Raw genomic sequence first — 17,231 nt, 5'->3', positions numbered from 1 at the left:
GTTCTAGACCAGCACGCCCTACATTGCTCGTTTCAGCATCCTGGCCTCATTTACCGACGTCTTCGGAACCATTGCAAACGTGGTGAAGTTTAGTTGGACGACAACGGGAGTTTACAGTGATGCGCAACTTTTTCGGCAACGTGAATCCCATCTTTTTGATCTGCGCCCTCGCCCTTTCGAGTTCGCCGGCTTTGGCGATTTCTCGGATCGACGCCACTCGCAACACATGCGGCGAGCTGCGCTCTGCCATCGCAAGCCGCGGCGCAGCGATCGTCACCCATCCGGGCTCTCGCCAGTCGGGAACGCTTTACGATCGATATGTGAGCGATAGCGGGCACTGCAATTCCGGCGAGGTAGCGACGGATGACTGGGTACCGGCCAAGGATCGAAGCTGCCGCTTGCAGAATTGTCAGCCTTATGAACCGCCGTTTGATTGAGCGTTGTCCCGGCACGTCACAGTCAATGATAGCTGGCTCTACGGGTTGGTATAAAGAATCTGGCTGAAACCGGGTTCTGAAGACCGCCGTCACTGAGGCAGACCGAGGAGTACCGCATCGAACGCGGTATCTTTCGGCATATGCATATGCATCTGTATCGCAACGGCAAGCTCAACTTCGACTTGACGGCGCTCGTCGGCATCCAAATTCCCCTAACTCAACGCTTTACGCTGACAGTCGAGCATCAAAGGGACAGTCTTCGCCTGCAATTGGCCCGAAGCGGTCACCCTTAGCGGCTGGCACCCAGCAAACTTACCCGATAAAAGAAGCTTCTCGTCAATTCGCGAAGGGGTGGAAGTTGCAGACGGTAGAGGTTGAATTTGAGGGTTCCAATGCTGAAGGTAGCGGGGCTGATCTGGATGAGGCTATTGAACGCTCGCTGCTTCAGCTTTCTCAGCTTCGCGGAAAAAGAGAATTGTTCGTCCCTGCACGGCTGAAAGGTCAGCCAGAGCCGTGGGAAAAGCTTGTGGAGATCAAATATCAGGCTGACCACGGGCGTGGCACTTTATATGCGCGTGATCTCGTCGAGCATTATCATGGAGCGATTGCCACCGTTGGGGCTGTTGCGTCCCTCCCCTACGGTTTTGCCGGCCGCACGAAGAACGCAATCGAAGAAGTGATCTCATACGCAATATTATCGGCCAAGTCGCTTCAGCACTTCGGATGGAGAGAGATCGATGTGCGGGCGGACTTGCTTAGAACGCTGAGCCCGACGGCTTGGGCGAAAAACATCGACGTGGACAAGATGCTGCTAAAGAGTTCCGCGGCATAACTTTAATGGGGCAACGTCGGCGTCCATCGACTTGTTTTGCAATCGGTCCGGTACACGCCATTCCGACATTTAAGCCGTATGCTAAGATTGCTCGTGGCGCGATCCCGCCATGGCGACAGTAAGCTCATAGGTCGATAGGCACGACAGAAGTGACATATTATCGGTGGCGGTGGGGCTTCAGGCTGCCGCCTGGTCGGCTTGATAGCTCTTGTTCGCGGCATTCTGGATCAAGGCGATGGCGATCGGCGGCATCAACAATGTCCAGATGGCGAGCCAGACAATCGACACCAACTTCGTCCCGCGCCTCTTCCGCCCACGGTCATTCAGGAGATCGCCGAGTGTCATCAAAAGAATCGGCAGGCCGAGCGGCACGAGGATAGCAATCAGAAGGGCCGCCAGCGGCGTCAGCAGGCGCTGGGATTTTTCGGCACCCGCAAGTTCGCCGTGAATGCGATAGATCCACCAAGCGAGATAGATCAAGCCGGCGATCGCGATAACGAAGGCCGCGATCGAAAAAAGCAACGCATCGATGGTCGCGGCACCAGCGTCGGCCGCCTGCTCTTGCAGCAGATAAAGAGCGATCGAGATCGCCACGACGAGAAGCGGCGCCAGAAGTAGGATCAGCGCGACCGTGACAGGCGAGCGTTCCCTTGGCGTCAGCGGGTTGTGGCGCTGGCGTGGCTCATCCTCGAAAGACGGTTGGCGGAGCGGCAATAACAAAGCAAGGGCCGCGACTAGGAAGGCAAGAAAACACAGGATGACATAAATACCGGAGGGATCGGCTTCGGTCAGCAAGGACAGGCCGGTCGCGCCGAAGATCCCGGTCAGCATCGTCGATGACAACAGGGTGAGCGCGCAGCCGAAATCGATCTTGTCCGGCCGGCCGGCAAACAGAAAAATAGCCGCGGCAAGCACAATCACACCGCGAACCGATCCTTGCGCCATGCCATAAAGGCAGAGATAGATCGGCTGGCTCCAAAGATTGGGCACAACCAGGATGACGATGGTGAGGATCATCAAAACAATGATTGGAAAAACCAACGCCGGCCGACCACGTCGCGGGGCCGCCACAAAGGCCAGAAAGGCGCCGATTGCCCATCCCGAACTGTTGGAGATGCTGAATAAACCAATCGACTGATAGCTGTTGCCATGATCCCGCATGATCCATGGCAGCACGCTAGTTAGGCCCTGCATTCCCATTTCCAGAATGAATATGGAGCCGAACAGCGCCCAATAACGATAGGTGCTGAATAGATCGGCCAGCGTCCATCTCGTAATCCCGTTGGCGACCGTATGGCCGGAAGCGGCGGACGCACTTTCCATCATCAGCTTGCTCTCCGTTCGTCGCTATCGCTCTTCGCAACTATGACGAGCCGTGTCAAACGCTGAAGGTGGAAAAGGCGGTTTTCGCAGCAGCCGATCATCCCGGCAAAAGGTGCTAATCACGGATCAATGCAACTGGGCGCGGTATACGCGCGCCCGTTCCCAGGACGAAGCCTATCTTCAAAAGATCTATACCGCCCGGATAACCGCGCTGTCCCGCAATGCGCAGTACATCATCAAAAAGGCCACGTGTCAGCCCCCTACCGAGCCGCTTTCATGCCGCCTGGATTGAACGGCGGCGGATGAACGGAGAAGCGCCCAACGCCGTTTGCCCGAAACTGGATCGGCTTGGCTTTTCAATGCAGACGCTGGCCATTCGAGGGGTCGAACAGATGCGCCTTGGTCGGCTCGATCTTTAGCTGAATCGGCTGACCGGGAGACACGTTGGGACGGTCCCTGACCGCTGCGACGATCGACTGGGCGCCCGCCTGCACCTGTAGATGCGTGTCCGACCCCGTTGGCTCGATGATGACGACCTTGGCCTGAACGCCAACGGCGTCGATGGCGATATGTTCAGGACGTATGCCAAGCTGGACGGAGCGGCCAAGATGACGGCGGGCGCTTTCCGGCAATGGCCAGTGCAGGCTTTCCGACGCTTGCAGTGCGATGGTCCCGTTGCGCTCGACGACGAGACCGTCGATAAAATTCATTGATGGCGATCCGATAAAGCCGGCAACGAAGCTATTGGCCGGCGCATCATAGATATCGAGCGGCGTTCCGATCTGTTCGATATGGCCACCGCGCATGACCACGATGCGATCGGCCATCGTCATGGCCTCCATCTGATCGTGCGTAACATAGACCATAGTGGTGCCAAGGCGCTGGTGGAGCGTCTTGATCTCGCTGCGCATTTGAACACGCAGCTTCGCATCGAGATTGGACAACGGCTCATCGAAAAGAAACACGGCGGGGTTGCGGACGATGGCGCGCCCCATCGCCACGCGCTGACGCTGTCCGCCGGACAATTGTCGGGGATACCGATCGAGTAGCGCTGCGAGATCGAGGATTTCAGCGGCATTGTTCACCTTCTGCTCGATCTCCTGCTTGCTGCGGCGCGCGAGCTTCAGCGAAAAGGCCATATTGTCGCGCACCGTCATATGCGGATAAAGCGCGTAGGACTGGAACACCATGGCGATATCGCGCTCGTTGGGTTCGAGGTCGTTGACGATACGGTCGCCGATCTCGATTTCGCCATCGCTAATGCCTTCCAGCCCGGCGATCATGCGCAGCAAGGTGGACTTGCCACAGCCCGAAGGCCCTACGAGCACAACGAACTCTCCGTCCTGCGCGGCGACGGAGACGCCATGCAGCACCTCGAGCGCGCCATAGCGTTTAATGGCGTTGCGAATGGTCAGTTTCGCCATGAATTTCTCCCGATCGTGTCGGCCGGCGCTTCAGCGCCCGCCCATGCCCGCATTGAGGGCGATGCTGTTGTAGATGAGCTTCTGCAGGATGATCGCGAGGAAGATACCCGGAAGCATGGAAAGGCTTGCGCCCGCCATCAGATAGTTCCACTGCGTGCCCTGCTGTGTCTGGAACATGGTGAGGCCAACCGGCAAGGTGGCGTTGTCGGCGCCGGTCATGACAATCAACGGCCAGAGGAAGTTGTTCCACTGTCCCATGAAGGTAAAGAGTGACAAGAGCCCGATCGCCGGCATGGAAAGCGGCACGATGATGCTGACGAGGATGCGCAGGCGCGAGGCGCCATCGATCCTGGCCGCTTCCTCAAGCTCCATCGGGATCGAGAGAAAGAACTGCCGCATCAAGAAGGCGCCAAAGGTGCCGAAGGAGATCGGTAGGATCACGCCTGGGAAGGTATTGACCAGACCCAGCTTGTTGACGATCAGAAAGAGAGGAATGATCAGCATCAGCGGCGGCACCATCAGCGTACCGATATAGCCAAGCAGCAACGTTTCCCGCCCCCTGAATTTCAGCCGGGCAAAGGCATAGCCGGAGAGGCAGGAGACAACGACGGTGATCGCCGTTACGCAGACGGCGATCACCGCGCTGTTGAGGAAGAAACGACCGAAGGGCAGCCGGGTCCACGCGGCGGCGAAATTCCCCCATTCGAAGACCTCCGGCAGAATGTGCACCGGTATCGCCGTTACTTCGGCGTTCGAGCGCACCGCATTCGATACCATCCAGAAAAACGGGAAAAGGAACACGATTGCGACGAGCGCAAGGGCCGCATGATTGACAATATCGAGCACAAGCCTCCGGCGTGCCCTCGTTTCAGAGTTAAGCGTCATAGTGCACCCATTTGCGCTGGAACCAGAATTGCAGGGCGGTCAGCACCATGATCAGCGCGAACATGACCCAGGCGATGGCAGAGGCATAGCCCATCTGAAAGTTCTGAAAGCCTCGCTGGTAAATAGCGTAGCCGAGTGTCGCGGTGGAGGATCCCGGGCCACCCTTGGTCATGACGAAAATCTGGTCGAACACCTGTAACGAGGTGATCGCCGTCATGACGGTGCCGAAGAATAGCGTCGGCGAGATCAGCGGCAGACGGATTTTCCAAAAGCGATCCCAGGCCGTGGCGCCATCGATACGTGCTGCTTCCAGATAGGTTGCCGGCACCATGTCGAGCGCGGCGTTGAAAAGAACCGTGTTGTAGCCGACGCCGGCCCAGATCGAGGTGAGCACGACGGCCTGCATGGCCATTGTCCGATCGTTAAGAATGCCGGCGAAGGGAAGCGACAGCGCCGCCATCAGACTGTCGAACAGGCCGCCGCTCGTAAAGATCAGCATCCAGACCATGGCAACGGCGATGAGCGGGGTGAAAGTCGGTAGAAAGAAGATGACGCGGAACCAGCGCTGACCGATTTTCAGGCTCGAAATCCAGGTCGCCAGCCCCAACGAGATAACGATATTGAGCACCAGATATTCGACTGTGAAGAAGATGGTGTTGCGCATGACCGTCCAGAATTGCGGGTCGGTCGTAAACAGGCGCACATAATTGGAAAAACCGACGAAGCGGGGCGTGCCAAGCAATTGCCAATTGGTGAAGCTGAGCGCGATCGAGGCGAGGATCGGCAGGACGAGAAACAGGACGATGCCGATCAGGCCCGGCAACAGGAAGAACAATGCCGTCCATCCCTCACCTCTGAACCATTTGCGCGAGCGTGGCCTTGGTCTTGCGATCATGTCGGTGTGCTTGCCCAGCATCATGAGCTTCTCCTTTTCGGCAGGGCGCCGCGGTCGAGCCGGTAGGCCCGGCCGCAGGCCGACCAGGTGCCAAGGCTATGGTAGCTGGCTTTGAATGTCGCTGAGGACGCCCTCGGGCTTCGAGTCTCCCGTCAGCGCAAGCGGAACATACTGCATCACCAGGTTTTCGAACTGGTTCCATTTCTCGTTGATGCGGAATGGCGTGGTGTGGGCGAACATATATTCCAGCGTGTCGCGAGTGCCGCTGACATTCTTAGCCGCCCCGTCGTACCAGGACGTCTGCTGGGCAAGGCGGGCCGGCAGCGCGCGCCCGGCCGAGCCGAGGATTTCGGCGGCTTTCGGACCGGTCAGCACCTGCAGCGCCTTGAAGGCAGCATCCTTGTGCTGGCTGGTGGCTGAAATACCCCAGCCGGATCCGGCCGTGATGAAGCGCGATGGCCCAGCGCCGCGCGGCAGCGGAGCAATGCCAATTTTGAACTTCACATTGGCTTGTGCGGTAATCAGCGTCCAAGGACCGTCGATATACATGGCGACATTGCCCGAGGCGAAGCGACCGCTTGCGGCGGAAGCGTCGGCCGCGGAAGCAAAGACCGGTGAAAACCTATCCTTTGCGGTAAGATCCGCATATTTGCTGAAGGCGTCGACGAAACCGGCATTGGTGAGGTCGAATTCATTGTCGGCATTGAAATAATCCGCGCCGAGCGCGACCGGGCCGGCGATGAAATCGAATGCCTGCGTGCCGTAGCCATAGGTTCCGTCCTTGGTCAACGCCTTGGCGTCAGCCTTGAAATCGTCGAACGTCCAGTCCTTGGCTGGCTCCTTCAAACCGGCTGCGGCGAACTTGTCACGATTGTAGAAGACCATCCACGGGCCGACGTCATAAGGCAGCGCATAGAGCTTGCCGTCGCTTGAAAGCCCGGACATGATCGATGTCTCGAAGTCCGCAACCTTGACATCGCTACTCTTCAGATAGTCGTCGAGCGGCGTGAGGATCGAATAGAAGTTCGGGACGCGCATCGACTGCATGGAGACGATGTCGGCGACCTGTCCCGAGGCTGCCAGTACCGGCAGGCGCGTCCAGTAATCCGTCCAGCCGGACAGCTGAATCTTGACCTTGATGTCGGGATATTGCGCGTTGACGAGATCCGCCAACTGCTGCCAGAGCTGTGCATCGTTGGGTTCGCCCCACATCTGCCAGGTCAAGGTCACAGGGGCATCTTCAGCCTTGGCGTCAAGACCGGATAGTGAAGTCGCCGCAAGGGCGGCAGCAAAGATCAATGAACGTTTCATGATGGTTCCTCCTCCAGAATGACTTTGGTTGCAGTGACGTGCATCACACTCCGGACGCTCCCCCTCCGGCTTGGTCTTGCGGCTCGTTCAAGCCGCGATCATGGCCTCCAAGTCGGCAATGAGGCCGATCAGCTCCATGCGCTGGCGACGCCAGGTATCCGGCCCCTGCCCGGGCTCCAGAATGGCGGTCATTCGCCGCAGAAAGTCAGGCGGCAGCCGCTCAAGCTCAGCCGCCATCGGCAAGTTCCACCCGTCGCCCGGGAAATAGACCCGATTGAACGCGAAGACCGTCTGCAGAATGGCGTTGGCAAGCTTGCCCGTCAGTCCCACAAGAAAGACGAGATCCCGGCGAACGACCTTGCTCTCATAGTGATAGTCCTTGGACCAGTAGCGCAGTACCTGCATATATTGGCCAAGGACCGAAGCTCTCAGCTCTTCAGGATACTGCGCCAGCTGCTGTTTCCAGCCGGCTAGCAAACCTCGTGGATCGGCGATGATCTGCTGGCTGGCAAGATCCGTCGGCAGGTGATAACCCCAGATCGTCCATTCGAAGCTCTTGGGCACGACGATACCGGCACGCCAGGAATCGAGATCGCGCTGAACGCCGGCGTAGCGCCGCATCCAGACGCCGTCCATGCGGATCCCCTCGGCTTGCCAGCCACGCAGCGCGGCGTCGAAACGCCGCCACGCAGCGCTTTGGCGAACCTCCGGCCCCCGATAGGCATCGGCATAGACCCTGAAATCGAAATCCGATTGCGCATCCGAGCGTCCCTTGCCGCGCGAACCGGCGAGCGCGACAGCACCATTGCCGTCTTCCGCCAGATCGGCAATCAAAGGCGTCATCGCAGCAATGAGTTCGGCTTCACGGCTCATAGCGTCACCGGGCGGCTGGGCTTTGCTATCTCCTTCAGTCCTTGAGGATCAATTCGATGACGGGGGTCACGACATCCGGTTTCAGCACCGGCAGTTCCAGCGTCAGGATCCCGTCGCCGACGGCAACACCGATGTTTGAATCGACTTCGGCGTCTGGGTCGAGCCAATGCAGCTCGCTGGCGTCATGCAGGAACTGCGCATATTTCACCTTGCGCCCCAGTCCTTCGATGTGAATGTGCCGGAACGGCCAGGTCTGAATATGCAGGTAGAGCCGGTTGCCGTTCTGGGTAAAGCGGCAACCGTTCGGCGCCTTGTAGGTGGACGGCCCGGCACCGTAAATCGCGCGGCCGTTCAGCCGCATCCATTCGCCATAGGTGTCGAGCGCCGTGATGGCGCGGGCATCGAAGGTGCCGCGGCCGGTCGGGCCGACGTTCATCAACAGGTTGCCGCCGAGCGAAACCGTATCGACAAGAATGTTGATGAGCTGGCCGGCATCCTTCCAGCTGGTTTCGTCGCGATAGTAGCCCCAGGAGCCGCTGAAGGTGTGGCAGGCTTCCCAGCGCACCGGCAGGCCGGCGACGGTCGGAGCAACGCGCGGCGTATATTGTTCCGGCGTCACCAGATCGGGCATGTGATCAGCGTCGCGTGGCAGGTCGAGACGATCGCCGATGATGATGTCGGGCTGCAGCTCTCGCACCAGTTTGACGAGATCGTCGCTTTCCCAATCGGCGCGGCCCTTTCCGGGCAGGCCCTTGTAGACACGGCGGGGATAGCTGAAATCGAACCAGATCACATCGATCTTGCCGAAGTTCGTCAGGAGTTCGGTTACCTGGTCGCGCATGTATTTAGCGTAACGCTTGACGTCGCGGCCCTCATTAAGATTGGCGGCGTCGGGGTGATTGCGCTGCGGGTGATGGGCATCGATCGGGAAATCCGGATGATGCCAGTCGAGCAGCGAGTAGTAGAAGCCGACCTTCAGACCCTCTGCGCGAAGCGCTTCGACGTAAGGGCCGATCAGGTCCTTGCCGTAGGGCGTATTGGTGACCTTGTAGTCGGTGACCTTGCTGTCCCACAGGCAGAAGCCTTCATGATGTTTGGCCGTCAGAACGACATATTTCATGCCGGCCTGGCGGGCGCGACGCGCCCATTCCCGGCCGTCATAGAGATCGGGATCGAAATTGTCGAAATACTTCTGATAGGCCTCGGTGGTGAATTCCTCGCGGTTTTTCAGCCATTCGTGGCGCGCTCCCAGGGCATACAGCCCGAAGTGAATGAACATGCCGAAGCGGTCTTGTCCAAACCATGCCTTGCCATCGACCACATTCTGGCCACCGCTGATCGCTGCGTCGCTCACACCATCCTCCAAAGTGTTAGGGCTCTATCGAACCGGTTCGATTTAATCATTGATTCTATCGTGCCCTATGTCAAGCGCGCTGTTGAAATCTCTTTCCGCATATTGCTTCATGCTCGGCAAATGTTAGATTTATGACGGTGATTCATGGAGGGAGACCCTTCAACAGGAAAGCCCAAGGCGATAGAAACGGTTCGAAAAATTCATGGCCACAATTCGCGACGTCGCCAAGCTCGCTGACGTATCCGTCTCAACGGTCTCGCTCGCGCTCAGCAATCCGGCGCGCGTGAGTTCCAAGACGCTGGAAAAAATTCGCCAGGCTATTGCCGCAGTCGGCTTTGTTGCCGATCCGCTGGCGCAAAGCCTGGCACGCGGGCGCAGCCGCATGATCGGCTTCGTGGTCGGCAACGTTGGCAACCCGTTCTTCGGCGATATCCGGCGCGAGCTGGAAAATTATGCTCTCGACCACGAGCATTTCGTCGTGGTCACGGATTCCTCCGGCAAGACGGACCGCGAAAGGGCCATGGTCGAACATCTGATCGGGCTCAAGACCGCGGGCCTTGCGCTTGCGCCGTCAGGCTATGATCAGGGCTATATCGACTTTGTGGCGAGCCTGAACGTACCAATCGTCTGTTTCGACCAGAAAGTCGCGGGCATCGAGCGCGATTTCGTCGGATCAGACAATTATCTTGCCGGCGCGATGCTGACCGAGCATCTCTTGCAGCTTGGTCACCGGCGCATTGCGTTCATCACCGGTCCAAGCCACATGCGTACGGCAACCGAGAGATATCGCGGTTTTGCCGAAACCATGGCCAATGCCGGCGTCGAGGTGAATCCAAATCTTGTTGTCGATGGGCAGTTTACGCGGACTGCAGGCTATGAAGCGGCCATGCGGCTCCTCATCCAGCCCGAGCGCCCGACGGCGATCCTGGGCGCCAACAACACCGTGGCGCTTTCGGCGCTGCAGGCCATGCAGGAATTGGGCTTCCGTTGTCCCGAGGACATATCGCTCGCCATGATCGACAATGTGCAGTGGAGTTCGGTGATCACACCCCGCATCACCATGGTGGTGCAGGATACACTGGCGCTCGGCAGCATCATTGCAAGACGCCTCATGCACCGCATCACAAATCCGCAAGGCGCCGTCGAGCCACCGCAGGACTTTGTGCTGACACCAAAATTCGTTCCGGGCAATTCCTGCCGGCGGATTTAGCTCTTGCGTGTATCCTTTCGTGAGAAAGGATGCCGCGACTGGATCAACCATTCAATGTCTAACGCTCTACCCGACCGCTCAGGCCCGACCACACTCAGCTGCGCGATGCGAGCAGCTGCCGGGTATAATCATGGCTCGGACTCGTGAAAATGGCATGCGTTTTTCCACATTCCACGATTCCGCCGGCACGCATGATATAAACACGATCGGCGATGGCTTCGACGACGTCGAGGTCATGGCTGATGAACAGGCAGGAAAAGCCGTGCCGCTGCTGCAGGCGATTGAACAGATCCAGCACCTGCGCGCGAATGGTAACATCGAGCGCGGATACCGGTTCGTCGGCGACGATGAATTTGGGGTCACCGATCAACGCCCTGGCGATCGCGACCCGCTGTCGCTGACCGCCCGAGAGCTGATGCGGGAGACGCTCGGCGAACTCCGCGGCAAGCCCCACCTCGTTCAGCATAGAAAGCATGCGCTCGCGTCTTTCAGCCGCGCCCAAGCCAGAGACCAGACGCAGCGGTTCGGACACCAGGGCTCCGATCGACATTCGAGGGTCGAGCGACGAATAGGGATCCTGGAAAACCATCTGACAATTGCGCCGATAGGCCTGATAGGCCGCACTCCGGCGCTGCACCGGCATCCCCTCGAACAGCAGCACACCCGCTGATGGCTGAAGAAGGCCGGTGATCGCCTTGCCTATCGTGGTCTTGCCGGAGCCGGATTCACCGACAACGGCAACCACCTCGCCTGGATAGACATTGAGTTCGATATTATCGACAACGCGCTTCGATGCCGCTTTCCACGCCATCCGCTCCGCCGTCGGATAGTCCACCGCCAGTCCCTTGACCTCGATGAGAGGCTTCAATCCGTCTTCGATCCTGGCTGGCGCTCGCCTGGGAATCGAGGCCAGCAGCTTGCGGGTATAGGGATGGGTCGGGTTGCCCATCGTCTCGGACGTCGGTCCGGCCTCCACGATTGCACCCTGCGCCATGACGATCGTACGATCCGTGTAGCGGGAGATCATCGCGAGGTCATGACTGACGATAAGGATGGCGGTGTTCTTTGCGCGGGCAAGCCCGATCATGAGCTCGAGCACGTCTTTCTGGACGATTGCGTCGAGAGCGGTTGTCGGCTCGTCGGCGATCAGCAGCTGCGGCTCCAGCAGCATCGTGGACGCAATCATGATACGCTGACGCATGCCGCCGGAAAATTGATGCGGATAGCTGTCAAGTGCGGCTTCGGGATTGCGAATGCCGACGCGCGAGAGCATGTCGACGATACGCCTGTGACGTTCGTTGCGCGGATATTGCCGATGTAGTCGCAATCCTTCTTCCAGCTGGCGCCCGATTTTCATCGACGGATTGAGGGATGTCATCGGCTCCTGAAAGATCATGCCGACGACACCGCCTCTCACCGAACGCAGTTCCCGTGTTAAAAGATCAGCGATATTCCGGCCGTTGACCACGATGCTGCCGGAAGCCTGCTTCAGGCCGGGAGGAACAAGTCGCAAGATCGACCGAGCAACCATCGTCTTGCCCGAACCGGACTCTCCGACGATGCCGACAATTTCACCGGCCTGCATAGAAAAGCTGACGGACTTGACCACCGGATCGCCTGTTTTCTCACGCGAAAGCGTCAGATTGTCTATTTCGAGAAGGCCGGCCATCTAAATTCCTCTCATGCGCGGATCGAGAATATCGCGCAAGGCGTCACCGAGCAGGTTCATGGCGAGGAGAGTGATCGAGATCGCCAGGCCGGGAAATATTCCAAGCCAGGGCGCCTGCGACAGGAATGTCCTGCTCGAAGACAGCATGTTGCCCCAGGTCGGCGCCGGTGGCGCCAGTCCAAGCCCCAGGAAGCTCAAGGCGCTTTCGGCAAGCAGCGCCCATCCGAGCATGGATGTTGCAAGTACGATGAGTGGCGCGAGGCAGTTTGGAAGGACATGACGCGCCAGGGTATAGATCTCCGAATTGCCCATGATGCGTGACGCCTGCACGAATTCGCGCTCGCGCACCGACATGACGGTCCCGCGCACGATGCGCGTGACCGCGGGCGTGAAAGCAAGCCCGAGCGCCAGGACGATGCCCTGCACATTGGCCCCAAGAACGGCGAGCAACCCGAGGGCGAGAAGAATCCCCGGAAACGCCATCAACGCATCATTGAGGGTCATGACGATGCGATCCGGCCAGCCTCGCCAATAGCCGCTTGCCACGCCGAATGCCGTACCGATCGTCAGAGCGGTCAAGACGGCAAGCATGCTGATGCCGAGCGAGGGACCGGCACCCACCATCAACCGGCTGAGCACGTCGCGGCCGAACTCATCGCTGCCGAGCAGGAACATGGAACCAGGTGGACGCAAGCGCGAGGTAAAGCCGAGAGCCAGCGGATCATGCGGCGTCCAGACAAGAGCGATCAGGGCTGCGGTCGAGACGCAGGCGAGCGTCACGCCGCCGACAAGTAGATTGAAACGAAGCTTCACGATGCAGCAACCCTTGGATCAAAAAGCGGATAGACGAAATCGACCACAAGATTGATCGCGACGTAGAAAAGGGAGATGCACAGGAGGCAGCCCTGAATGACGGGATAGTCTCTGGCAAAAATTGCATCCACAAGCAGGCGACCAAGGCCAGGGATCGTGAAAATAGTCTCGACAATGGCAATGCCGCCAAGCAAATTTCCCATGATCAGCCCCAGCAATGTCCATGTCGGCCCAAAGGAATTGCCGACCACATGATGGAGGAGAATCTGTGTCTCCGACAGGCCTTTGACGCGCGCATGCGTGACATAATCGAGGCGAAGAACCTCGAGCGTCGAGGCCCTGGCCATTCTGAGAATGCCGCCGACCTCGTGAATGACCAATGTCGAGATGGGCATGACGAGATAGATCAATCCTGCCAGCCAATTGTCCCCGATAGAGACGTAACCAACGACCGGAAGCCAGCCAAGCCGCATGCCGAAAAGCAGCAGAAGCAGCAATCCCATCCAGAAGGTCGGGATCGAAAGGAGCAAGGTTGCGCCGGCGACGGTCGCGATATCGAGACTGGTATTCTGCCGCCAGGCGGCGAGCGTACCAAGCGGTACCGCGAACACCGCAGACAGGATCACCGCCGGCAGCACGATTTCGAAACTCACTTGAAAGCGCCCGATGATCAGAGGCAGGACCGGCTCGCCGGTGCGTATCGATTGCCCGAGATCGCCGTGCAAGGCGTTTCCCATCCATAGCAGGAACTGGACGGGCAACGCTCTGTCCAGGCCCAGCTGATCACGCAGGGCAGCCAGCGTCTCCGGTGTTGCCCGGTCTCCCAGTATCAGGAGGGCCGGATCGCCTGGAATGAGGCGGATTAGCGCGAAGACGCTGACGGCAACAAGCAGGATGGTTGGTATCGACCACAAAAGTCGCTTCAAGACATATCGAAGCATGTCCGATCTCCCAGTCGCTCGTCAGTCTTACTGGTTGACCGTCATGCCCCAGAGACGCGGCTTGCCTTCCCATGGCTTGAAATTCTCGACGCGATCCCTGTAAGCCCAAGCCGTCAAGCCATTATAGAGAATGATCAGCGGTGCATCGGCAAGCATCATCTGGTGCAATTGATCAAAGATCTGCTGACGCTGCTGCGGATCGGTCACCACCTTCGCCTGGTCGATAAGCGCCAAGGCCTTGGCATTGTCCCAAACCTTTCGCGGCTGCTTCGTCTTATCGCCGGCAAATTGCTCGAAGCTCAAGGCGGGATCGAGACGAGACGAGTATGAGAATGACATCATCTGATAATCACCGGAATTATACTTCTCCAGCTGGGTCGCCCATTCCAGAATCTCGATCTCGACATTGATGCCGGCTGCCTGCAGCATCGACTGCGCGACCAGGGCGACCTGCGAACTTGGCATGGGCGCGCGCTTGTTAGCGATCAGCTTGATCGGTTGCCCCTTGTAGCCGCTTTCCGCGAGCAATTGCTTTGCCTTTTGCGGGTCATACTGGAACGTCGATTTTTGGACAGCATCATTGTAGGGCGAGGCCGCAAAAACTGCAGAACTGCTCGGGCTTGAGAGGCCATCGGAAGCAAAGCCGACCAGTTGGTTGAGATCGAGGGCTGCGACGATGGCTTGCCGGAACTTGACGTCGCTGAAAAGGGGATCCTTCGTCTGAAACAGGATGGCGTGCTTGGAGGCGTCGCTCGGCGTGATGACGACGATCCCCTTGTCTGTCTTCAATTCCGCGACATCCGAGGTCAGCGCCTGGGCGACATCGACACCACCTGACAGAAGGGCGGCCTTGACGGTCGACGCATCTGGAACCTCGACGAAAGTCACCGTGTCGACCTTGGGCACCTTATTGCCGACATAGCCATCAAACCCCGTCCCCTCTGGCGAGACATAATGATCGAACTTCTTCAGGCTGATGGATTGTCCCTTCTTCCAGTCGACAAATACAAAAGGACCGGTGCCGATCGGCTTGTTCCAGCTGCCATCGGCATTGAGCGAGGCGCTGTTGAGGATGGCGGTGCCGCCGCAATCGGTGCGTGCCAGGGTATCGAGGAACAGGGCGTTCGGCTTGTCGATATGCATGACCACCGTGTCGGTGTCCGGCGCCTCGACGGAGGTAACCTTGACGCCGTTGGTGCCGTCGACATCGGGCAGGCAGCGCCATTTCGTTGCCGGGTTCGTATAGCGCGTCCAGTTCCACAAGACATCGGCCGACGTGAGCGCCGCGCCGTTGTGAAACGTAATGCCCGACCGTAGCTTGAACGTATAGACAAGCCCGTCTTTCGAGATATCGACCGATTTCGCCAATAGCGGCTTGACCGTGCCGCCCTCGCCGTAGCCCACGAGACCCTCGACGATATTGAGCATCACGCCGTCGGTATTGTCGTCACGGGTCACACCCGGATTGGTGCTGAGAATATCGGCCGTCAGCGCAACTTTGACTTCGCTTGCCATGGCCGTGCTTGCGGTGAGCAGGCTCGACAGCAGAAGCAATGTTCGTGTTGAAAGCATGGATGCAGTTCCCCTTGTTTTATGGAATTATGATGAGCTGCTGTCGCGGGCCTTGCCGGCTCGATGCGCCTCGAGGCTATCCGACAGAAAGGACTGTGCCGCCGCAAAGATCGGCTCCGCCTCGTGTCCGACGCCGGGCAGCAGCTCGAAGACAACGGCGATGCGGTCCTTCAGCAAAGAGCGCTCCAGCGTGCGCAGACGCTCTGGTCTGGTCGCACCTGCATCATTGGCACCTTCGACCCAATAGCGCCGGCCAGGACGATGATGAATTTCGCCGGTGTCGAGATCCGCGTCTCCGACGACAAGCTGAACTGGGACCGTGGCGAGCTGCGCGCCATCCAGCGTCATCCCGAACAGGTCTTCGATATCGCGCACGCCCGTCCACCAGTCGCGGTGCGGATCGAGCAGCGTCACAGATCCCGGAGCTCCGACAGATACGCCCCACAAGCGGTGCGGCCGCAGCAGGAAGAAGCGGTGGGCGAAATGCGCGCCGCCTGAAAAACCGACAAGCCCGAAGCGATCATCCGCAATGCCGTAGCGCATGCAGACTTCCGAAACCATCTGTTCCAGAATCCGGTCATAGCGAATATCACCTTCGAGCATGTACTTGAAGCCATCGAGATTGCCGTCGCCGAGCACGTTTCCGGGAAACAACGGCGCCAGGATCATGCAGTTGTTGGCTTCGGCGAAGTCCTGAAACTGATCGCGATGGATTGTGAAGTTGCGGTAGCTGCCATGAATCACCGACAGCAGCGATCGCTCTCCGACATCGCCGGACTTTGGAACATAAAGGCAGTAGCTGAACCTCGGGTCGCTGGAAAGCGCAAGGACCGTCGTTGCCCCCTGTTCGTAGGATGACGGGGAGGACATGATTGAGGCGTCGATGCCGGAGGCCGCGTGATCTGAAGATGAGTGCATGTCGTTCCACGTTATTTTTGGATCTCATTTTGCATCCAAAATCACACACCGACACGAAACTGACAAGAAGAAATCTTCATTGCGGGGGGAGAAATTGATATGAACCGCGATATTCTTAGGTATGGGAATCGTTCAGCGTGGAAAACTCCAAGGTGCGCCGCTCCGATGAAGTCGCGGAAATCATCGCAAAGGACATCCGTTCCGGCGCGTTGAGCACAGGCACATGGTTGAAGCAAGTGGACGTCGAGCGCCGCTACCAGGCCTCGCGCGCCGATGTTCGCCGCGCGCTCGAAATACTCCTGCAACGCCGTCTCGTCGAACAGATCCCCGAGCGCGGCTTCTATGTTCCGGCACCCGATGAGCGCCGCCAGCAGGAGCTGAGGGACATCCGCGTCACGCTGGAGATCTCGATGGTCGACAGCATTCTTGCGGGCGCAAATGACGATAGCCTTGCCGAGCTCACCGAACTCGCCGGCCGGTTCGACACTGCCGTGGAGACCGGAAGTATTGCCGACCGCTATGAAACCAACCAGGCCTTCCATGTCGCTCTCGCCGGTCTCTGCGCCAATCGCGAATTGATAAAGCTGGTGATCGACCTGCGCGGCTACGTGCCGGCATCGCCCATGTCGCAATGGCCCGATATGGCGCGCGCGCGGCTATCTTCACGCGAACATTTCCTGATGATCGATGCGATCCGCAGGCAGGACGCCGAGGGCCTGAAACATGTCTTGGCCGCGCACATACTGCAGCCTGTAGCCTGAATGAGGAATCATG

At 58.7% G+C, this 17,231-nt stretch carries 16 protein-coding genes; 4 read left to right on the top strand and 12 right to left on the bottom strand.

Annotation, left to right across the window (positions count from 1 at the left end):
- Window positions 1-119: 119 nt before the first annotated feature.
- Window positions 120-437 carry a hypothetical protein gene (locus HGP17_RS24055; RefSeq protein ID WP_168812980.1) on the top strand — a complete coding sequence of 106 codons (318 nt, stop codon included), beginning with the start codon at window positions 120-122 and terminating at the stop codon, window positions 435-437.
- A gap of 358 nt (window positions 438-795) precedes the next feature.
- Window positions 796-1,269 (top strand): hypothetical protein, encoded by a 474-nt coding sequence (locus tag HGP17_RS24050; RefSeq protein ID WP_168812979.1) that lies wholly within the window; start codon window positions 796-798, stop codon window positions 1,267-1,269.
- 177 nt (window positions 1,270-1,446) lie between these two features.
- On the opposite strand, the gene HGP17_RS24045 is transcribed toward HGP17_RS24050, so the two are convergent.
- From HGP17_RS24045 to HGP17_RS24015, 7 genes are all read right to left on the bottom strand, one after another.
- Window positions 1,447-2,595, bottom strand: a complete 1,149-nt coding sequence (locus HGP17_RS24045; RefSeq protein ID WP_246704185.1) for an MFS transporter — start codon at window positions 2,593-2,595, stop codon at window positions 1,447-1,449.
- A gap of 353 nt (window positions 2,596-2,948) precedes the next feature.
- On the bottom strand, window positions 2,949-4,016 hold the full coding sequence (ugpC, locus tag HGP17_RS24040; protein WP_168812978.1) for a sn-glycerol-3-phosphate ABC transporter ATP-binding protein UgpC: 1,068 nt from the start codon (window positions 4,014-4,016) through the stop codon (window positions 2,949-2,951).
- A 30-nt stretch (window positions 4,017-4,046) separates the two neighbouring features.
- Window positions 4,047-4,901, bottom strand: coding sequence for a carbohydrate ABC transporter permease (locus tag HGP17_RS24035; protein ID WP_168812977.1), 855 nt, complete (start codon window positions 4,899-4,901; stop codon window positions 4,047-4,049).
- Window positions 4,891-5,817, bottom strand: coding sequence for a sugar ABC transporter permease (locus HGP17_RS24030; RefSeq protein WP_168813183.1), 927 nt, complete (start codon window positions 5,815-5,817; stop codon window positions 4,891-4,893). Before HGP17_RS24030 ends, HGP17_RS24035 begins: the two co-directional genes overlap by 11 nt.
- Window positions 5,818-5,892: 75 nt before the next feature.
- Window positions 5,893-7,107, bottom strand: coding sequence for a sugar ABC transporter substrate-binding protein (locus tag HGP17_RS24025; RefSeq protein WP_168812976.1), 1,215 nt, complete (start codon window positions 7,105-7,107; stop codon window positions 5,893-5,895).
- Between the two features lie 87 nt (window positions 7,108-7,194).
- Window positions 7,195-7,980, bottom strand: a complete 786-nt coding sequence (locus HGP17_RS24020) for a DUF4037 domain-containing protein (RefSeq protein ID WP_168812975.1) — start codon at window positions 7,978-7,980, stop codon at window positions 7,195-7,197.
- A 34-nt stretch (window positions 7,981-8,014) separates the two neighbouring features.
- The gene (locus tag HGP17_RS24015) at window positions 8,015-9,334 is read right to left on the bottom strand and encodes an alpha-L-fucosidase (RefSeq protein WP_168812974.1); all 1,320 of its coding nucleotides are present in this window, start codon (window positions 9,332-9,334) and stop codon (window positions 8,015-8,017) included.
- 202 nt (window positions 9,335-9,536) lie between these two features.
- On the opposite strand from HGP17_RS24015, the gene HGP17_RS24010 reads away from it, so the two are divergent.
- On the top strand, window positions 9,537-10,544 hold the full coding sequence (locus HGP17_RS24010) for a LacI family DNA-binding transcriptional regulator (protein WP_168812973.1): 1,008 nt from the start codon (window positions 9,537-9,539) through the stop codon (window positions 10,542-10,544).
- A gap of 94 nt (window positions 10,545-10,638) precedes the next feature.
- Here the strand turns inward: HGP17_RS24010 and HGP17_RS24005 are convergent, their stop codons facing one another.
- From HGP17_RS24005 to HGP17_RS23985, 5 genes are read right to left on the bottom strand one after another with little or no spacing between them, the layout of a single operon-like run.
- Window positions 10,639-12,213 carry an ABC transporter ATP-binding protein gene (locus HGP17_RS24005; protein ID WP_168812972.1) on the bottom strand — a complete coding sequence of 525 codons (1,575 nt, stop codon included), beginning with the start codon at window positions 12,211-12,213 and terminating at the stop codon, window positions 10,639-10,641.
- Window positions 12,214-13,029: an ABC transporter permease gene (locus tag HGP17_RS24000; protein WP_168813182.1), complete on the bottom strand. Its 816-nt coding sequence runs from the start codon at window positions 13,027-13,029 to the stop codon at window positions 12,214-12,216.
- The gene (locus HGP17_RS23995; protein ID WP_168812971.1) at window positions 13,023-13,967 is read right to left on the bottom strand and encodes an ABC transporter permease; all 945 of its coding nucleotides are present in this window, start codon (window positions 13,965-13,967) and stop codon (window positions 13,023-13,025) included. Before HGP17_RS23995 ends, HGP17_RS24000 begins: the two co-directional genes overlap by 7 nt.
- Before the next feature lie 27 nt (window positions 13,968-13,994).
- Window positions 13,995-15,539, bottom strand: a complete 1,545-nt coding sequence (locus HGP17_RS23990; protein WP_168812970.1) for an ABC transporter substrate-binding protein — start codon at window positions 15,537-15,539, stop codon at window positions 13,995-13,997.
- 27 nt (window positions 15,540-15,566) lie between these two features.
- Entirely contained in the window at window positions 15,567-16,457 is an 891-nt protein-coding gene (locus tag HGP17_RS23985; RefSeq protein WP_205926105.1) for an alpha/beta hydrolase, read from the bottom strand.
- A 137-nt stretch (window positions 16,458-16,594) separates the two neighbouring features.
- Here HGP17_RS23985 and HGP17_RS34055 point away from each other — a divergent pair, with 137 nt between their 5' ends.
- Entirely contained in the window at window positions 16,595-17,218 is a 624-nt protein-coding gene (locus HGP17_RS34055; protein WP_168812969.1) for a GntR family transcriptional regulator, read from the top strand.
- Window positions 17,219-17,231: the final 13 nt, after the last annotated feature.

It is taken from the genome of Rhizobium sp. P38BS-XIX (assembly GCF_012641435.1).
In the GTDB taxonomy this organism is placed as follows: domain Bacteria; phylum Pseudomonadota; class Alphaproteobacteria; order Rhizobiales; family Rhizobiaceae; genus Rhizobium.
Note: the sequence above shows the minus strand (reverse complement) of the source record. Positions and strands in the feature narration are given on the sequence as shown.

Bases quoted from the DNA above. Each gene is read 5' to 3' on its own strand.
- HGP17_RS24055 (WP_168812980.1), top strand. From the start codon at position 120: ATGCGCAACTTTTTCGGCAACGTGAATCCCATCTTTTTGATCTGCGCC.
- HGP17_RS24045 (WP_246704185.1), bottom strand. From the start codon at position 2,595: ATGATGGAAAGTGCGTCCGCCGCTTCCGGCCATACGGTCGCCAACGGG.
- ugpC (WP_168812978.1), bottom strand. From the start codon at position 4,016: ATGGCGAAACTGACCATTCGCAACGCCATTAAACGCTATGGCGCGCTC.
- HGP17_RS24035 (WP_168812977.1), bottom strand. From the start codon at position 4,901: ATGACGCTTAACTCTGAAACGAGGGCACGCCGGAGGCTTGTGCTCGAT.
- HGP17_RS24030 (WP_168813183.1), bottom strand. From the start codon at position 5,817: ATGCTGGGCAAGCACACCGACATGATCGCAAGACCAAGGCCACGCTCG.
- HGP17_RS24025 (WP_168812976.1), bottom strand. From the start codon at position 7,107: ATGAAACGTTCATTGATCTTTGCTGCCGCCCTTGCGGCGACTTCACTA.
- HGP17_RS24020 (WP_168812975.1), bottom strand. From the start codon at position 7,980: ATGAGCCGTGAAGCCGAACTCATTGCTGCGATGACGCCTTTGATTGCC.
- HGP17_RS24010 (WP_168812973.1), top strand. From the start codon at position 9,537: ATGGCCACAATTCGCGACGTCGCCAAGCTCGCTGACGTATCCGTCTCA.
- HGP17_RS24005 (WP_168812972.1), bottom strand. From the start codon at position 12,213: ATGGCCGGCCTTCTCGAAATAGACAATCTGACGCTTTCGCGTGAGAAA.
- HGP17_RS23995 (WP_168812971.1), bottom strand. From the start codon at position 13,967: ATGCTTCGATATGTCTTGAAGCGACTTTTGTGGTCGATACCAACCATC.
- HGP17_RS23990 (WP_168812970.1), bottom strand. From the start codon at position 15,539: ATGCTTTCAACACGAACATTGCTTCTGCTGTCGAGCCTGCTCACCGCA.
- HGP17_RS23985 (WP_205926105.1), bottom strand. From the start codon at position 16,457: ATGCACTCATCTTCAGATCACGCGGCCTCCGGCATCGACGCCTCAATC.